Origin of the sequence: Massilia sp. Dwa41.01b, from assembly GCF_014171775.1 — a bacterium.
In the GTDB taxonomy this organism is placed as follows: domain Bacteria; phylum Pseudomonadota; class Gammaproteobacteria; order Burkholderiales; family Burkholderiaceae_D; genus Telluria.
In genome coordinates, this window is the sequence record NZ_CP050454.1 from 3036696 (window position 1) to 3053805 (window position 17110).

The 17110-nt window shown below is 66.5% G+C and carries 10 protein-coding genes and 2 pseudogenes; 6 read left to right on the plus strand and 6 right to left on the minus strand.

Annotation, left to right across the window (positions count from 1 at the left end):
- The first annotated feature begins 15 nt into the window (after positions 1 to 15).
- Positions 16 to 996 carry a lysozyme inhibitor LprI family protein gene (locus tag G4G28_RS13925; protein WP_183107490.1) on the plus strand — a complete coding sequence of 327 codons (981 nt, stop codon included), beginning with the start codon at positions 16 to 18 and terminating at the stop codon, positions 994 to 996.
- Positions 997 to 1033: 37 nt separating this feature from the next.
- Here G4G28_RS13925 and G4G28_RS13930 read toward each other — a convergent pair whose 3' ends face one another.
- The 4 genes from G4G28_RS13930 to G4G28_RS13945 all read right to left on the minus strand — a co-directional run bounded on the left by G4G28_RS13930 (position 1034) and on the right by G4G28_RS13945 (position 5725).
- Positions 1034 to 1945 (minus strand): hypothetical protein, encoded by a 912-nt coding sequence (locus G4G28_RS13930; protein ID WP_183107491.1) that lies wholly within the window; start codon positions 1943 to 1945, stop codon positions 1034 to 1036.
- A 74-nt stretch (positions 1946 to 2019) separates the two neighbouring features.
- Positions 2020 to 3414, minus strand: a complete 1395-nt coding sequence (locus G4G28_RS13935; RefSeq protein ID WP_182988721.1) for a hypothetical protein — start codon at positions 3412 to 3414, stop codon at positions 2020 to 2022.
- Entirely contained in the window at positions 3411 to 5126 is a 1716-nt protein-coding gene (locus G4G28_RS13940; protein WP_182988722.1) for an McrB family protein, read from the minus strand. Before G4G28_RS13940 ends, G4G28_RS13935 begins: the two co-directional genes overlap by 4 nt.
- The gene (locus G4G28_RS13945; RefSeq protein WP_182988723.1) at positions 5123 to 5725 is read right to left on the minus strand and encodes a hypothetical protein; all 603 of its coding nucleotides are present in this window, start codon (positions 5723 to 5725) and stop codon (positions 5123 to 5125) included. The genes G4G28_RS13940 and G4G28_RS13945 overlap by 4 nt, the downstream gene beginning before the upstream one ends.
- Positions 5726 to 6004: 279 nt before the next feature.
- Here G4G28_RS13945 and G4G28_RS13950 point away from each other — a divergent pair, with 279 nt between their 5' ends.
- Both G4G28_RS13950 and G4G28_RS13955 read left to right on the plus strand, forming a co-directional pair.
- Entirely contained in the window at positions 6005 to 7162 is a 1158-nt protein-coding gene (locus tag G4G28_RS13950) for a YjgN family protein (RefSeq protein WP_182988724.1), read from the plus strand.
- A 307-nt stretch (positions 7163 to 7469) separates the two neighbouring features.
- On the plus strand, positions 7470 to 8225 hold the full coding sequence (locus G4G28_RS13955; RefSeq protein WP_183107492.1) for a M48 family metallopeptidase: 756 nt from the start codon (positions 7470 to 7472) through the stop codon (positions 8223 to 8225).
- 15 nt (positions 8226 to 8240) lie between these two features.
- Here G4G28_RS13955 and G4G28_RS13960 read toward each other — a convergent pair whose 3' ends face one another.
- The gene (locus G4G28_RS13960; RefSeq protein WP_183107493.1) at positions 8241 to 10208 is read right to left on the minus strand and encodes a U32 family peptidase; all 1968 of its coding nucleotides are present in this window, start codon (positions 10206 to 10208) and stop codon (positions 8241 to 8243) included.
- Positions 10209 to 10666: 458 nt separating this feature from the next.
- A pseudogene (locus G4G28_RS13965) lies at positions 10667 to 14226 on the minus strand (indolepyruvate ferredoxin oxidoreductase family protein).
- Between the two features lie 189 nt (positions 14227 to 14415).
- On the opposite strand from G4G28_RS13965, the gene G4G28_RS13970 reads away from it, so the two are divergent.
- From G4G28_RS13970 to G4G28_RS13980, 3 genes and pseudogenes are all read left to right on the plus strand, one after another.
- On the plus strand, positions 14416 to 14883 hold the full coding sequence (locus G4G28_RS13970; protein ID WP_182988726.1) for an Lrp/AsnC family transcriptional regulator: 468 nt from the start codon (positions 14416 to 14418) through the stop codon (positions 14881 to 14883).
- Between the two features lie 902 nt (positions 14884 to 15785).
- Positions 15786 to 16313 carry a (2Fe-2S)-binding protein gene (locus tag G4G28_RS13975; protein WP_182988727.1) on the plus strand — a complete coding sequence of 176 codons (528 nt, stop codon included), beginning with the start codon at positions 15786 to 15788 and terminating at the stop codon, positions 16311 to 16313.
- Positions 16310 to 16912, plus strand: a pseudogene (locus G4G28_RS13980) (xanthine dehydrogenase family protein subunit M); the annotation flags it as partial. The gene G4G28_RS13975 and the pseudogene G4G28_RS13980, both read left to right, overlap by 4 nt.
- Positions 16913 to 17110: the final 198 nt, after the last annotated feature.

Sequence of the window (17110 nt, forward strand, 5' to 3'; positions counted from 1 at the left end):
ACTATGTCGACCAGCATGAACCATCGCTCCACCACCCTCCTCCTGACCTCACTGTTCGCCGCCGGTCTGCTGGCATATAAAAACCCGACGCTCGGGGACTTCGGCCACTATGCCCGTCAACACATCCGCACCATGGCACAGTCGGACGGTGCGAACGATCCAGTGGGGGCCTTGATCGGCGAGATCTCCGGGCCTGCCGTCACGGCGGCGACAAGCAGGTCGGACTTCGTTTTCTTCAGCAGCTTCAGTGGCCAGGAATTCGGCTACCGCTGGCGCGTGCTGGGCATTGCCGGCAATTTCGTGCCGCTCGAGATAGCGAAAATGCGAGCGCCGGCTGAACACCCCGTCACCGCGCCCCCGGCGGCGACTGCCCTGGCCCTGCCTGCGGCGGAGCCGGAACCGGGCAATCCCGTCTCTCCTTCCTACGATTGCAGCCAGGCGCGCGTCTTTGCCGAGCGGGTCGTCTGCGCGGATGCGCCATTGGCCTACCAGGACCGGCTGGTCGCCGCCTTGTATGCCTGGCAGCGCTCGGCGGCCGCGGCAGCGCAGCGCCAGCCCCTGCTGGACGGACAGCGCACCTGGCTGGCGCGGCGCAACGCCTGCACGACGGTCGATTGCGTCTCCGCGGCCTATACGCAGCGGATCGCCCTGCTGCTGGACACGCAGCCGCCAGCGGGCGCGCTGCCGCTTCGCCGCGGCCAGTGCATGCACGACTCGATCGCCCGCATCGGTCAGCGCCTGGAGGTGTCCGGTGCGGAACAGGAAGGCAGCGGGACTCGCATCGAATATCGCAGCGGGCTGCAGGGCGTCTCCTACGAGACCGAGCCCGAAGTCGCCCGCAGCCGGCCGGGGGATCCTGTCCTGGTCTGCCTGCATTCGGTGCCGGCCGATTGCCCGCCTGGCGACGACCGCGGCTCGGAATACGCGGCATTCAACCGCCGCACCGGGGAAGCCTGGACGCTGCCGGACAGCCAGCACAGCTGCGGCGGCGCCTGAAACCCAGCCGGTGTCGCCGCGGACCGGTGCCAAGGCGTCAGCGTCCTGGCATGCCCGGCGCCGCCAATACCCGCGCCGGCAAGCCGTGCAACCGGTAGAACTGGCGCAGGCCCTCCGCTGCCAGCGCTTGCGGCACGCCCCCATGCACCAGCGTGCGCTCGAGCGGCAAGCCGCGCCCGGCCGGCGCATGCGCGCCCGGGGACAGCGCCGGCACCAGCAGGTCGCCGACGAGCTGGAAGCGGGTCGGGCTGCGCCAGCGCGCCAGCGCCACCCACTCGCGCTCGGCGTGCAGCTGCGGCGGCCGGAACCGCGGCAACACCATCGCGACGGCCTGGCGAAATCCATCCCAGCAGGAGGCCAGCACCTGCCCCACGTTCTGCTCTCCAAAGCGCTCGCCCGCCGCTGCCTGATAGGTTTCGAACGCAGTGAAGATCGCCCCCAGGATGGCGCGCTGGCTTGCGGGATCGTAGATGGCGCTGGCGAGCAGGAAGCTTCGCTGCGGACCGCCGTGCACGGCCATGTCGAGCTCCGCGGTACGCAGGCCGAGTGCGTACGGCAGCCTGCCTTCGTGACGTTCGAGTGCGGCATCGGCGCCCTCGAACAGGCGCACCAGGTAGCGTTCGAAGTAGGAACCGGCCGCTTCGATGCCTTCGGCCAGGGCTTCCCCGAAGCGGTATTCCGGCGCGGCGGGCCGGCGCACGCGGCGCTCGTCGATGAAGGCGGTCAGCAAGGGCAGCGCATAGGCGTCAAGGGCGGCCTCGCCGGCAAAACGGCTGTCCTGCGCGGGCAAGGCGCCGTCCGCGACGGCCTCGTGAAGCTGGGGGCCGTCGGCAAGGAGGTAGAGCAGCCGCGGGGCCGGCCGGGCGTCGAGCGCACCGGTGAAGCCGCGCTGCTGTATGGCGCCCAGTTCGGTGCCCACCACGCCCCGGACATGCTTGTTGAAGGTCATCAGCTCTCCTGCGAAGTCGGCAAGGGCGCTATCGTAGACGACAGTGCGACGAGCCACGTCGCAGGCCGGTCTTGCTAGCGACCCGGTTCGAGCAGCGCCGCGATACGCTCCACGAATGCCCGTTCGGCGGCGACGGCATCGGGGAAGTCCTCACCATCCTGGCGTGGCGGCACCACAATGCCGTCGACGACGAATGCGATCTCCGCGTCGGCCATCCAGCTGTCGTGACACAGCGGCTGCGCCGGCGCCGCGCCCAGCGGATACAGCAAACCGCCGGCCACCAGGCGCTTGCCCGGATGGAGCCGGTAATGGCTCATGTAGGTCGAGATCTGGAAGTAGTCCTCGCGGTCGACGTCGCCGGCGCCATGGCGACCGCGGCCCTGGAAGTGCATGCGCTTGTACTTGGTATCGAAGACCGCCACGCGCACGCCGTCCTCGTGTTCCATGACGATGTCCGGAATGATGTTGCGCTCGTAGAAGCGCCCGGCGTGCAGGAAGATGGCCGGGGATGACACCCGCCAGGCCGGGAAACTGCGTGCCAGCAGCTTGCGGACATAGATTTCGAACAGCTCGGCCACGTTCAGCAGGAAGCCGGGGGCGCTGCTGCTGCCCGTAGGATGCTGGCGGGCCGCGTCGAGCCTGACGATCATGGCCGCCAGCTCCAGCACCCTTCGGTAGGGCGCGAAGATCGGATTGCCCAGGCTCTTGTCCGACTGGGCCGCGGCGACGGTCGCCCGCGTCACGGGCCGGCCGGACCGGCGCCCGGCCAGGTCCGCGCGCACGTGGGCAATGCGCCCCAGCATGCGCTTGCCGCCGTTCCGGTCGATCACCGATATCGCTTTCGCGAGCACGTCGACGATGGCCACGCTGGCCTGCTGCTCGCGCGCCACCGTCGACACCTTGCCCAGGAAGGGAATGTCGTCGCGCACCAAGCGCGCCACGTCGATGCGGCCGCGCACCACCGGGTCATGGCGGGCGACGCTGCGGTAAGCCTTGGGCAAACCCAGCAGGAAGGCCTTCTCCAGCGCCTGCACGAACATCATGTAGAGCAGCGCGCGGGCGTAGTCCATCGTCCCGGCCTCGATACGCGCGCCCGGCGAGAACCCGTCGTCGATGAAAATATCGTTCGCGAAGTTCAGCATGCGCTGCATGAAGGCATCGCCGAAGCGCGAACCGATATCGAACGCCACCTTCCCGAAGCTGAAACGCCCGACGTAGTTGCCGGTCTGGATCGTGGCCTCGGCATCGGCGCTCGCGCCCAGCGCCACCACCAGTTCCTCGTCCCGCTTGCGCCGGCTTTCCGCCGCATCCTTGCCGCCGAAGGAAAACAGGCCATTGCCGGCCGCAAGATAGGCCTCGAGGGTGACCGTCAGTCCCGCGGGCGCAGCCTTGCACGCCTTCAGCGCGGCCGCGCCATCCGCTGCTTCCGACAGGGCGCGCCGTTGGCAATTGTCTTCGACGCGAATCATGCCGCCGGCGCGGCCTTGCCTGGGGCGCGCGACAGCGAGAAGATCTCGCGTGCGGTCTTGAGCCTGTCCTTGACCTCGCCCGCGCTGTATTCGGCGCGCAGGTACTCCGCCAGTAGCGGCTCGATGCTGGTGTCGAACAGGTCGCGCACCGAGGCCGCACTCAGGCCACGCTGGGCGAGCTTCATGAAATAGGCATGGCCGATTTCATACGAGGCGCCCAGTTGCAGGCCCTCGCGGATGAAGGTGTTGAGTTCGCGGCAGATCTCTTCGTAGCGCTGGGCATGCTTGTGGTCGCCAAACGTGTCGCGCACGACCCCGTAGTCGCAGGCCGTCGGCACCCAGGCGAAACGACGGCGCAGCGCCATGTCGAAGCTGTCGATGCTGCGGTCGATGTCGTTCATCGTGCCGATGAAGACCACGTTGGCGGGCACGCCGAAGTCCGGATCCTCTCCCTCTTTCGCCAGGTAGCTGTACTGGGTCTTCACGCGCAGTCCGGTCTCCCTGCCCTCGCGGTCGACATCGATGCGCTTGGAGTCCTCGAGGCAAACCAGCACCTCGCCCAGCACGCGCGACAGTTCCGCGCGGTTGATCTCGTCCACCACGAAATAGAAGGCCCGCGGTGCGGTTCCCGCCAGCCTGTCCGCCCGCAGGGCGTCCATCGCGCGTTTGCAGAACAGCTTGAACACGCCCGGCTTGACCACGAGGTCGATGCCGCTGCCGGCGGGGACGGGTTTGAGCCCTTCGATGAAGTCCTCATAGGAGTAACTCGGATGGAACTGGACGATTTCACGCATCTCCGCGAGCGCGCGCCCTTCCAGCATGGCGCGCCTGGCGATGGCCTCGGTGACCATGTGGGTCTTGCCGGTGCCGGGCGGACCGTAGAAGATCGTGTTCTTGTGCTCGAACTCGATGGTGGTGCCGAAGCGCTGGTACAGGAAATTCGTCAGCTTCTGGCTGATCTCGAATTCGAGGCTCAGTCGACCATTGTCGCCGTCACGCCCCCAGGACCGCAGCGTTTCGCGGTCCCAGGTGCAGGTATCCTCGGGGCTGATGTTCCAGGCGGCCGTGAGGGCGCGCTTGATCGCTTCGGTTGCCTTGTAGCCTTCGAGCTCGTCTTCGTCAAGTTTCAGCAGGCGGCCGATCCTGCGGATCACCTCGCCCTTGTACAGGGCAAGCAGGCGTCCCGGGTTGTACATGTAGGCGACCTTGCGGGCGAAGTTGATCTCCAGCGGGCTCAGGTCGTCGCGGTCTGCGTAAGCGGCCAACGCGACCAGCACCGGCCTCACCTCGCTCTCGAAATACTTCTGCGCCTTCGCTTGCGACACCGGCTCGGCATTGCCTTCGGCACTGGCCTGGCCTGCGATCCGGAACAGGGTTCCGGCCGCCCCGGCCCCGGCCTTCGCCCGCGTGCGGAACACGCCGTAACCGTTGCTGCTGGCTGCGCGGAACCGGCCACAGTGCGTGGTCTGGCGCTCGATCAGGTAAGTAAAATAAGGCTGGCCTCCCTCGTCGAGCAGGCCCGTATAGCGGTCGAGCGGCATCTCGGCGATCGGGACGCTGTTCTTCCAGTCGAGGAACAGGCGCCATTCTTTCTCGACCACCGGTTTCAGCGGCTCGCGCTTGAAGCTGTCCCATTCCCGCTTCAAGGCAGCGAGGCTGTTCTCCGGGTTCGTGTTCATATCGTTCATCTCGTTCGGTTCCTTGTCCATCATGCCCCCGCCAGTAGCGCGCGCGCCGCGATCACGCGCCCGTAGGCGGCGTCGGCATCGAAGCCCTCGATCAGCAGCGTGAGGATCTCTTGCGCCTCCTCGTCGCTCACCTTGCTGTAGGCCTGGCGGTTGCCCTTGAAGTGCTGATAGCGCAGATCCAGTGCTTTGGCTTCCGTGCGGCGCTTGCGCGGCGTGACGGCACGCCGGGCTTCGATCACGTAGGCATCCAGCTGCGCCTGTGCGGTCGACCAGTCGAATTGCGCCACCGCCTGCTTGTCCGCCTCCCAGTCGCCCTTGTACCCCTCGCTGGGCCGGCCGCGCGCCTTGCTCACTGCCAGGCAGGCGAGAGTCGGATAGCCGTTCAGCAGGCAGAAACGCTCCACGAACAGCAGCTTCATGCCAATGCCGATCGGTACGGCGCGCTGGAGTTCGGCGTCGTTCGCATCGAGCGCGCGCGCCTGCTGGAGGATGTCCGAATAGAAGACGGGAGCCCCGCCGGTAGCATGGGCATGCGTCACGAGGGCCGTGTACAGGCGCGTGCCGACGTGGATATCGTTGAGGGTGAAGTCGGAGAAGTCGAGGGCTGCCTGGGGAGTTGCCATGTGCGCTTTCGGGAGACGGTTGACTGCTGCCGGGTGGCCGGCAGCTTATGTTCTAAAAACTATACCATTGCCAGAGGGAAATTTCCATCGCTGTCGTTGCACCCAGGTGGGTGCTGGGGCGCTGTTGGCATCGATATATGTCGAGAAACCATCGTAGTCGACGGCGCGACAGGGGGTGTCGCGCCGCGGACACGACCGGACGGAGCCGCCGTGTACATATTTGTTGACAAATTAGCCAGCCACCGCGATATTGCCCGCAATCACCATTCATTTCACCCCATGCTCACTGTCGACACCCCTGCGAGCAGTTCCTGTACCGACGCCGGCGCACCGCTGGCCCTTGCTGCTCCCGCGCTCCCGCGCGTCTTTCACTTTCGCTTCACCGGCAGCGGAAGGGAATATTTCCGCATCTGGGTCGTCAACCTGCTCCTGAGCCTGGCCACGCTGGGCATCTATTCAGCCTGGGCCAAGGTGCGCCGCCTCGCGTATTTCGACCGCAGCACGCTGCTTGCCGGCGCCCGCTTCGACTTCCACGGCCAGCCCACCGCCATCCTGCGTGGGCGCGTGCTGGCCGTGGTGCTGCTTGCGCTGTACAACTACGCCTTCGGCTTCTCGCTTGTCTTCGGCCTGGCAAGCGTCGCCATGCTGCTGCTGGCGCTGCCGTACATGATGCGTGGCGCGCTGCGCTTCCGACTGGGAAACACGTCCTGGCGCGGGTTGCGCTTCCGATTCACGGGCTCTGTCCCCCACGCCTACCGTAGCTACCTGTCGCCGATTACCGTCTTCCTGCTGCCGGGCGTGGTGGTGGCTGTCATGGGGCAGACCCCCTGGTCCGCCCTGCCTGTGCTGCTCTACCTCGGCTGGCCCGCAATGTATGCCGCGATGAAGCGCTACCAGTACGGGCACGTCGCCTTTGGCGACCAGCACACCACGACCGAACTGCCGACCGGGCCGTTCTTCGGGATCTACCTCCGCGGCCTGCTGCTCGCGTCCTGCCTCATCGTCCTTTTCATGGGGCTGGGCCTGCTCAGCATCCCGCTGCAAAAAGTGTTTGCCGCGGAGACAGCAGTCATGGCGATCGGCGTGGCCGGTTCCCTGGCGAGCGCTGTCGTGGCCTACCTGCTGCTCGGCCCGTACCAGCAGGTACGCACGCTCAACCTCTGCCTGCCGCGCACCAGCTTTCCCGGCGTCCGTTTCGTCTCCACCTTGACGGCGCGGGGCTACGCTCGCCTCCAGCTCAAGAACCTGGTCCTGACCCTGCTGAGCCTTGGCTTGTATCGCCCGTTCGCGGTGGTCAGCGCCTACCGCTACCGGCTGGCCCACCTGGCGCTCGAAGTCGACGATGGTTTCGACCACATCCTCTCGAGCGCCGGTACGGACGGCGGCGCCGCAGGCGACAGCAGCGCCGACCTCCTCGGTATCGATCTTTCCTGGTGACCGCCATGCACGCCGCAACCTATTTCGACGGGCGCAGCGCCCGCGCCCATGCCGTGGAACTGACGGCGGACGACGAGCGTCTCTTCCTGCATGGCGAAGCCGAAAAAACCTATCCCACGCGGACCACGCGCCTGGCCGAGCCTTTCGAGCACGGCGCGCTGACGCTGTATTTCGACGACGGCGCGCGCTGCGAAGTGGCCGACGCGGGCACCGGCACGGCACTGCGCGTGGCGCTCGGCTACCGGCCATCGCGCGTGGTGCGCCTGTCCCGGCATACCGGGCCGCCCTGCTGGCGCTGGTACTGCTGGTGTCGCTCATCCTGGCGACGCTGTTCTGGGGCGTGCCCGCCGCGACCGTCCATATCGCCGCCGCGCTGCCGCCCTCGGTCGACGAGACCCTGGGCGAGAGTGCCCTCAAGGCCCTGCACGCCAGCCGCACGCTGCAGGACAGCCGCCTGAGCGACGAGTGGCTGGCCGAAGTCCATGCGGCGCTGGCGCGGGTAGCGCCGGCCGACACGCCGGTACGGCTGCTGGTACGCAAGTCGGACCGCCTGGGTGCGAATGCCATTGCGCTGCCAGGCGGGACCATCGTCGTCTCCGACCTGATGGTGCGCCTGGTCGTCGGCAAGGCTGGCGAATTCGGCGACGCCCAGAAAGCGCAGCTGGCCGGCGTGCTCGCCCACGAGATCGGCCACGTGCGCATGCGCCACGGCACCCGCATCCTGGCCGGTTCGTCCCTGTCCGCGGCATTGGCTGCGGCGCTGTTCGGCGACTTCAGCACGGTGGGCGGCTTGCCTGCCGTGTTTGCCAGCATGAGCTATTCGCGCGACATGGAGTCCGAAGCGGACGAGTACGCGATCGCCCTGCTGCGGGAACGGGGAATCTCGACGCTGCCGCTGGCCGACCTGCTCGAGCGCATCGACGGGGGCGGCCTGGCTGACGAAGAGAGCGAAGAAGATGCGCCGAACTGGCTCTGGCAAGCGGTCGACAGTTTCACGAGCACCCATCCGATGACGGCGGAACGCGTGGCGCGCCTGCGCAGCGCAGCCCGTCCCGGCGACTGACCAGCGCGGACCTGTTTATGCCGGCCGGCGCCGATGGAAGGTCAGCGGGCTGTAGGGCACGGCGGACGGCGGCGGCGAGCGCAGGATGCCGGGCTTCATCGCGCCGACGACGTGCATCTCGCAAGGCTTGCAGTCAAAGCGCAGCGTGTAGGTGTCCTCGCCGGTGCTCAAGGTCATCGGCTCGGCCTTGACCTGGCCCTGCACGCCCTGCACGCCCTTGGCCTGCTTCGGGCACAGGTTGAACGAGAAGCGCAGGCAGTGCTTGGTGATCATCAGCGACACCTCGCCCGGCTCCTGGTGCGCCTCGTAGGCCGCGTCGATCAGGCCGACGCCGTGCTTGCGGTAGAACGTCCTCGCCTTTTCGTTGTAGACGTTGGCGAGATAAGACAGCTGGGTTGCCGGATAGACGGCGGGCGGCTCGGCTGGTGCCTTGCGCTCCGGCCGCTCCCAGGCGGCCAGGCGCGCCGCCTCGTGGGCCGCCACCGCATCGCGGCGCAGCGCGTTGATGGCGGCGGCCGGCACGAACCAGGGCTGCGACAGTTCCAGCGCGATGCCGTCGGCTTCGAACATCGTGTTGCCCAGCCTGGTCAGGCTGGTGCGCAGCGCGGCGTCGGCCTGCTCGGCGTTGTGCGCGCGCTGCAGCGCCAGCTGCGCGCTCGTTCTCGTTTCGATGCCATCCTCGTCGCGCAGGGTCAATGCAAGACCGCCATCGAGCTCCGACAGCGTCAGGTGCAGGGACACCTTGCGGTCGGCCGAGCGCTTGTTCAGCGCCGCTTCCCATTGGTGGTCGCGGTTGCGGTGGACCTGCGTGCCCGGTTTCAGGCCGGGCAAAGCGCTGACCGGCTCGTTCGGGAACACGCGCCAGCGCTGGCCCTCGTCGCTCTCGCCCAGCTTCTGCACCGTGTTGACCCCGATGCCCACGCTGGAGCGCTTGTTCATGTAGTTCAGGCCGTCGCCATTCGCCAGCGGCGCGTCCGTCATCATCTCGATGAAATCCGGGCCGACTTTCGTGACGGCGCCGACCAGCACGCCGAGGTACTTCGGCGAATCGAAGGCGCCGATGTCTTCCTGGCGTCCTTGGGCGAAGTAGTCGGTGTGGCCGCGGTTGAAGTTCTTGTCGACGTCCGGCGTGAAAAAGACTTGCGTGTGTCCGCTGGCGGCGCGCACGAAACCGGCGCGGCGCTCGAGGATCTCGTCGAGCAGGAGGCGGTAGTGGGCCGTGATGTTCTTCACGTAGCCCATGTCCTTGTAGCGGCCCTCGATCTTGAAGGAGCGGATGCCGGCGTCGATCAGCGCTTCCAGGTTGCGGCTCTGGTCATTGTCCTTCATCGACAGCAGGTGCTTGTCGTAGGCGACGACGCCGCCTTTCGCATCCGTCAGCGTGTAGGGCAGGCGGCAGGCCTGGGAACAGTCGCCGCGGTTGGCGCTGCGGCCCGTGTCCGCATGCGAGATATAGCACTGCCCGGAGAACGCGACGCACAGGGCGCCATGGATGAAGTACTCGAGCGGCGTATCCACCTGCGCACGGATCTCGCGGATCTGTTTGACTGTCAGCTCGCGCGCCAGCACCAGCTGGGAGAAGCCGACGTCGCCGAGGAACTTCGCCTTCTCCACCGTGCGGATGTCGCACTGGGTACTGGCGTGCAGCTGGATCGGCGGCAGGTCCAGTTCCAGCAGGCCCATGTCCTGGACGATCAGCGCATCGACACCCGCTTCGTAGAGCTGCCAGATCTGCTGGCGCGCCAGATCGAGCTCGGCGTCGTGCATGATTGTGTTCATCGTGACGAAAATGCGCGCGCGGTAGCGGTGCGCGAACTGCACCAGGCTGGCGATGTCTTCGAGGGAGTTGCTGGCATTGTGGCGGGCGCCAAAGGCCGGGCCGCCGATGTAGACGGCATCGGCGCCATGCAGGATCGCCTCGCGGCCGATCTCGGCGGTTTTGGCGGGCGACAGCAGTTCGAGCTGGTGGTCAAGCAGAGACATGGCGCATTCCTCGTCGACGGAGACGGAAATTATAGCGGCGCGGGTGAACGCTGTCATGGGTGGGCGTGCGGGGTGGGCTTGGCTGATCGGCTGTGCACGTTGCGGTGGCGTTCAGCTGGCGCTGACGGCCGCAACCGCTCGTCAGCGGCAGCAACCGTAGGGTGGGCATCCCGTGGTGAAGCCGGCAGAGAGGCCATCGGCCTCAATGCCCCACGCGGATCAGATCCGGCCGCGAACGCGATTGGCAGCAGAGCGCTGGCGGCATGCAAGGGGATGACATCCGTTGGCGGGGCTGTTGCCTGAGCGGCTAACGGTGCCTTGGGTCCGCGTGGGCACGGGGTGCCCACCCTACGGACGAAGCCGCGGGCTCGCGGTGACGAAGACCGCGAGGCGTCAGCCACCGTGGGCGGACACGCGTACCTGACGAAGACCGGGCGGGGCCGGAGTGCCGGGCCGTCTTAACGACCGGTCGCGCGCTCGAGATGGATCACCTTCGACGGCGAGGTGAACTCCTGCAGCAGCCGTTCTGTCTCCGCCTTTGCCTTGGCCAGGTTGCCGGCCTTGACGTGGCCGAAGCCGCGGATCGACTCCGGCAACTGGGCCAGCTTCAGGGCTGAGTCGCGGTTGCGGGCGGTGAGCCCGGTGGCGATCGTCTCGACCAATGCCAGGTAGTCGTCGCGCGTCTTGCGCTCTTCGCGCCGTTCGTGCGTGTAGCCGAAGACGTCGAATGGCGTCCCGCGCAGCACCTTCAAGGGCGCCAGCACGCCGAACACCGACTGCAGCCAGCCACCAAAGCGCATCTTGGCTGGCACGTCGCTGCCGGGCTTGCGGCGTGCCAGCAGCGGCGGCGCCAGATGGTACTCGAGCTTGAAGTCGCCTTCGAACTGGTTGTGCAAGCCTTCCAGGAAGGCCGGATCGCGGTGCAGGCGTGCCACCTCGTACTCGTCCTTGTAGGCCATGACTTTGAACAGCGCACGCGCGACCGCGCGGCTGACGGCACGCTTGGACGCTTCGCCTTCGATCTCCACTTCACGCGCTTCCACCCGCGCCACGGCGGCACGATACGTTTCGGCGTAGCGGGCATCCTGGTAGCGCGTGAGCAGGTCGACGCGGTAGGCGACCAGGTCCTGCAGGGAGGAAGGCGGCGTGAACTGGATCACCCTGGCCGGCTGCGCCAGGCGGTCGACGGCCCCCGCGTCGGCGGCGACCAGGCGTCCAAGCAGGAAGGCCTTCTTGTTCATCTCGACGGCGACGTTATTGAGTTCGATGGCGCGCATGATCGCTTCCAGGCTCACCGGCACCAACCCCTTCTGCCAGGTCGCGCCCATCAGCAGGATGTTGGCGCCGATCGGGTCGCCCAGCACGCGCGCGGCGATGTCGGGCGCATTCAGGCGCAGCGTCGAAGCGCCACCGTTGGCGTCCATGATCTTCGCCAGCAGATCCTCGCGGCGCACGTCGGCATCGGGATTACGGGTGAAGTCGGCGGTCGGGATCTCGCTCTCGTTGGCGATGACCTGGGTATGCCCGCGGCGCATGACGGCAAGCGAATCGGGCATGGCGGCCACGACCAGGTCGCAGGCGAGAATGGCGTCGGCCTGCTGCAGGTCGATCCGTACCGGTGCAGCGCCTTGGGCGAGCGCGCCACGCGCACGTGCGACATCACGGCGCCGCCCTTCTGGGCAAAGCCCGTGAAGTCCAGCGTCGAGGCACCCTTGCCTTCGAGGTGGGCGGCCATCGTGATCAGGGCGCCCACCGTGACCACGCCGGTGCCGCCGACGCCGGCGACCAGCATCTCGAAGGGTTTGTCGAAAGCGAACGGCGTCGGCAGCGGGTAGGCTGCCAGCAGCTTTTCCAGCTCGGCCTGGGCCAGCGTGGCGGCAGACGGTTTCTTCAGGCTGCCGCCGATGACGGACACGAAACTCGGGCAGAAGCCTTCGACGCAGGAGAAGTCCTTGTTGCAGGAAGCCTGGTCGATCTGGCGTTTGCGGCCCAGCGGGGTTTCCAGCGGCAGGATCGACAGGCAGTTCGACTGCACGCCGCAGTCGCCGCAGCCCTCGCACACGGCAGGGTTGATCACCATGCGCCGCTGCGGGTCGGGGAAGACGATTTTATCGGGCTTGTTCTTCTTGCGGCGGCGGCGCTTCTCGGCGGCGCAGGTCTGGTCGTAGACGAGGACGGTCACGCCCTCCATCTCGCGCAGCCGGCGCTGGATGGCATCGAGTTCGCTGCGGTGGTGCACCTGCACGCCGCCGGGCAGCGCGATGCCGGCATAGTTGCCCGGCTCGTCGGTGACGACGACGGCGTGGGCCGCGCCCTCGCTCAGCACCTGCTGCACGATCTGCGGCACGGTGAGCTTGCCGTCCACCGGCTGGCCGCCGGTCATGGCGACAGCATCGTTGTAGAGGATCTTGTAGGTGATGTTGGTGCGCGCGGCGATCGCCTGGCGGATGGCCAGGTAGCCCGAGTGGTAATAGGTGCCGTCGCCCAGGTTCTGGAACACGTGCTTTTCGCGGGAGAAGCGCGAGGCCGCCACCCAGGGCACGCCCTCGCCGCCCATTTGCGTGAGCGTAAACGTGTCACGGTTCATCCAGCTGGCCATGAAGTGGCAGCCGATGCCGGCCAGCGCGCGGCTGCCTTCCGGCACCTTCGTCGACGTATTGTGCGGGCAGCCCGAGCAGAAGTACGGCGTGCGCTTGATGGCGTCGGCGCCGTTCGACAGCACGTCGGCGCGGCAGAACTGCGGCATGAATCGTTCCAGGCCGAGCTCCGGCAGTTTAGGAGCCAGCCAGCGCACCAGGGCCGGCGCGATGCGCGATGGGCGCAGCTCGCCCAGCTCGGACAGGAGCGGCATGCCGGCCGCATCCTGCTTGCCGATCACGAGCGGACGCTTATCAAGCGCCAGGTTGTAGAACAGGCTCTTGATCTGTCCCTCGACAACGTCGCCCTTCTCTTCCACCACCAGCAGCTCGCTCAGCCCGTCGGCGAAGGCGTGCAGGCGGGTGCGCTCGAGCGGATAGGTCAGGCCAGGCTTGTACAGGCGCAGCCCGTTGGCCTCCAGCTTGTCAAGGGGCAGTCCCATGCGCGTCAAAGCCTCGACCAGGTCGAGATAGGCCTTGCCGGCGGCGATGATGCCCAGCCTGGCGTTCGGCGCGGGTACGACCAGCTTGTCGATCGAATTCACGCGTGCGAAGGCCTGGACGGCGGTCAGCTTCTCGGCCGTACGCTGCTCGAGCGCCAGGCTGGGCAGGTCGGGCCAGCGATAATGCAGGCCATCGCCTGGAGGCGTGTAGTCTTCAGGCGTACGGAAAGTGGGCATTTCCGGCAGCTCGACGACCGCGCCGCCCTCCACCGTCTCGGAAATCGCCTTGAAGCCGACCCAGGCGCCGGAAAAGCGCGACAGGGCCCAGCCGTACAGGCCGAACTCCAGGTATTCCTCGATATTCGCCGGGTTCACGATGGGCATGTGCCAAGCCATGAGCACCTGGTCGCTCTGGTGCGGCATCGAGGACGAGACGCAGCCGTGGTCGTCGCCGGCCACTACCAGCACGCCGCCGTAGGGAGACGAGCCGTAGGTCGTGCCATGCTTGAGGGCGTCGGCTGCGCGGTCCACGCCGGGGCCCTTGCCGTACCAGATGGCAAAGACGCCGTCGACGGTGCGGTTCGGGTCGCCCCCGACCTGCTGGGTGCCCAGCACGGCGGTGGCGCCCAGCTCTTCGTTAATCGCCGGCAGGAATTCGATGGCGTTGGCTTTCAGGATGTTTGAGGCGCGCCAGGCTTCCTGGTCGACGGCGCCCAGGGGCGAACCGCGGTAGCCGGAAATGAAACCGGCCGTATTCAGGCCGGCGCGCTCGTCCAGCGCCTTCTGCATCACCGGCAGGCGGATCAGCGCCTGGGTGCCGGTGAGGAAAACCCGGCCCTGCGTGCGCTTCAGGTTATCGTCCAGGCGGTAGCCCGGGTCGACCAGCGCCGTGGCCGTGTTGTGTTCCGCTGCGCCGGTGCCGGCGACTTCTTCATGCATCGAACCCATGTGTCTCCTCTTTTTATCGTCCTGCGGCGCCGCGCTGTGATGGGTCGCGTGCCGCCTGCCGCGGGTTGTGCCCACAGCTCTTCCATGGTGAAACATGATAGTCTTGATGCCAGAAATATCATTTCTAACTTACCGGCCGTTGTGCCGGAACCGGCAAACCTTTTCCCGCATTACCCCTAAATGGAAAAAAACAACCTCGACCAGGCATCGATGCGCATCCTCCGCGAACTGCAGCGGAACGCCCGCCTCTCCATCAACGAGCTGTCCGAGAAGGTCGGCATGTCGGCTTCACCCTGCTGGCGGCGCCAGAAGGAGCTGGAAGAGAACGGCTATATCAAGCGCTACGCCGCCATCCTGGAGCGGCGCAAGCTCGAGCTCGGGCTGGTGTGCATGCTGCACGTCTCGCTCACCCGCCACGAGGCCGGCGTCGTCGAAACTTTTGAGGCGCAGATGAAGGCGTGCCGGGAGGTGATGGAGTGCTACGAGGTGACTGGCACCTCGGATTACATCGTCAAGCTGATGGTGGCGGACATGGACGCCTACCACGACCTGTTGCACAACGTGCTGTTGAAGTTGCCAGGGGTGTCGCAATTGAATACCAGCGTAGCGCTGCGGGAAGTGAAGTATGAGACGGCCTTGCCTTTGTAGCGGGCGCAGGAGCGTGTGGCGCGGCAGGCCAGGGCCGACCTTTGCTGGTGGTCCAGACTGGCCAGAGTCGGCGCGGACCCTCCTCCCTGGTGGCTTGGGTGAAATTTTGCTGGCTTCGTTTGTTTCGTTAGCGTATGGACATTTAAGTGGCCGGACATCAGTCTGTTGGTTAGTTACGTTTTTACGGTTAACCGTGTCCATGCGCCTTTTGATACCGCAACTTGCATTCCCCGCACCACAGCACTGAACGGAATGCTTCCGGTTGAGCTTGTTTCCAAATGCCAGACCCGACCCCTGCTGAGCTGCTTTGGATGCACCTTCTGTTGAGCTCGTGTCCAAATGTCAGACCTGACCCCTGCTGTGTGCCGTTGAGCTGCTTCGAATGCACCTCCTGTTGAGCTCGTGTCCAAATGTCAGACCTGACCCCTGCTGGGTGCATGACCCCTGCTGGGTGCACGCAGGAGCGACTTCTCGAGCACCTCATGACGCCGATACGGCAGCGCCATACCGGCACCTGCTCGCCGGTCCGGCATGACCCGCATGTCTCTTCGAGCCATGGGCGACCGGAGCGCATGCGGGCCCACGTGCAGCCTGGTCGCCGAGCACGGCGCTGACCTCACCCGGGCGAACCTTCCTCCTGGACGCCTGGGTGAGTGTTACTGTCTTGTCTCGTTTTGTTGGCGTTCGCCTGTCGTGGTTTTGCTGGTCCTCTTCTTTGGTTAGTTACATTTCTGAGCGCGGGGCCGTCCTTGGCGCCGTACACCCACTTGCCAATTCTGCTACGAGCCACCCCGGTTGCCGCCGCGCTCCTCGGTCAAGGCCGATGCGATATACGTGAGCGAACGAACCGAACAGAACTTGATTATTGGTTAACGTGAGCGATCCGGAATGAAAGGACAGCCATGGACCCGCAACACGAATACCCGATCCGGTTACGCATCAACGGACAGGACCGGGACTTCTCGGTGCCCTCCTGGGTGACGCTGCTCGACCTCCTGCGAGAACGCGCGCAGCTGTCGGGGACCAAGAAAGGCTGCGACCATGGCCAGTGCGGTGCCTGCACGGTCCTCGTCGACGGCAGGCGCATCAATTCCTGCCTGACGCTCGCCGTCATGCAGGATGGCCATGCCATCACGACCATCGAAGGCATGGCCGATGGCGACGCCCTCCATCCCTTGCAGCAGGCCTTCATCGACTGCGACGCCTTCCAGTGCGGCTACTGCACGCCGGGGCAGATCTGCTCGGCAGCGGGGCTGATCGCCGAAGGCCGTGCGAAGTCCAAAGACGAGGTGCGCGAGCTCATGAGCGGCAATATCTGCCGCTGCGGGGCCTACCCGCAGATCACGCAGGCCGTGATGCAGGTCATGCGTATCGAGAAGGCGCCTGGCGCGGCACAACGGCCGGCCGCCAACGGGAAGGACGCCGCATGAACCCCTTCACCTTTACCCGGGCAAGCGACATCGACGCCGCGCTGGCACATCTGGCCGAAGGTAAAGCCGGGGACGCGCGCCCGATCGCGGGCGGCACCAACCTCCTCGACCTGATGAAGGAAGGCGTGATGCGCCCCGCCCGGCTGGTCGACATCAATGCGCTGGGTCTGGACCGCATCGAGGACATCCCTGGCGGCGGCCTGCGCCTGGGCGCCCTGGCCCGCAACGCCGACACGGCCTATGACGAGCGGGTGAAGAGCCGCTATCCGCTTCTCAGCGCGGCCATCCTGGCGGGCGCCTCGCCCCAGCTGCGCAACATGGCGACCAACGGCGGCAACCTGATGCAGCGCACCCGCTGCTATTACTTCTACGATCTCGGCACCCCTTGCAACAAGCGCGAGCCCGGCAGCGGCTGCCCGGCGAAGAAGGGCCTGAACCGCCAGCTCGCCATCCTCGGCACCAGCGAGGGTTGCATCGCGACGCACCCGTCCGACATGTGCGTGGCCCTGCGCGCACTCGACGCCGTCGTGCACGTGCGCTCCGCAACCGGCGCACGCGACATCCCCTTCGCCGAATTCCACCGCCTGCCGGGAGACCATCCGGAGCACGACAACACGCTGGCGCCCGGCGAACTGATTACCCATATCGACCTGCCCGACGCGAACCGCTTTGCTGCGCACAGCGCCTACATCAAGGTGCGCGACCGCTTGTCCTATGCCTTCGCGCTGGTATCGAGCGCCGCCGCCCTGGATATCGACAGCGCCACCGGCACGATCCGCGCGGCCCGCATCGCCCTC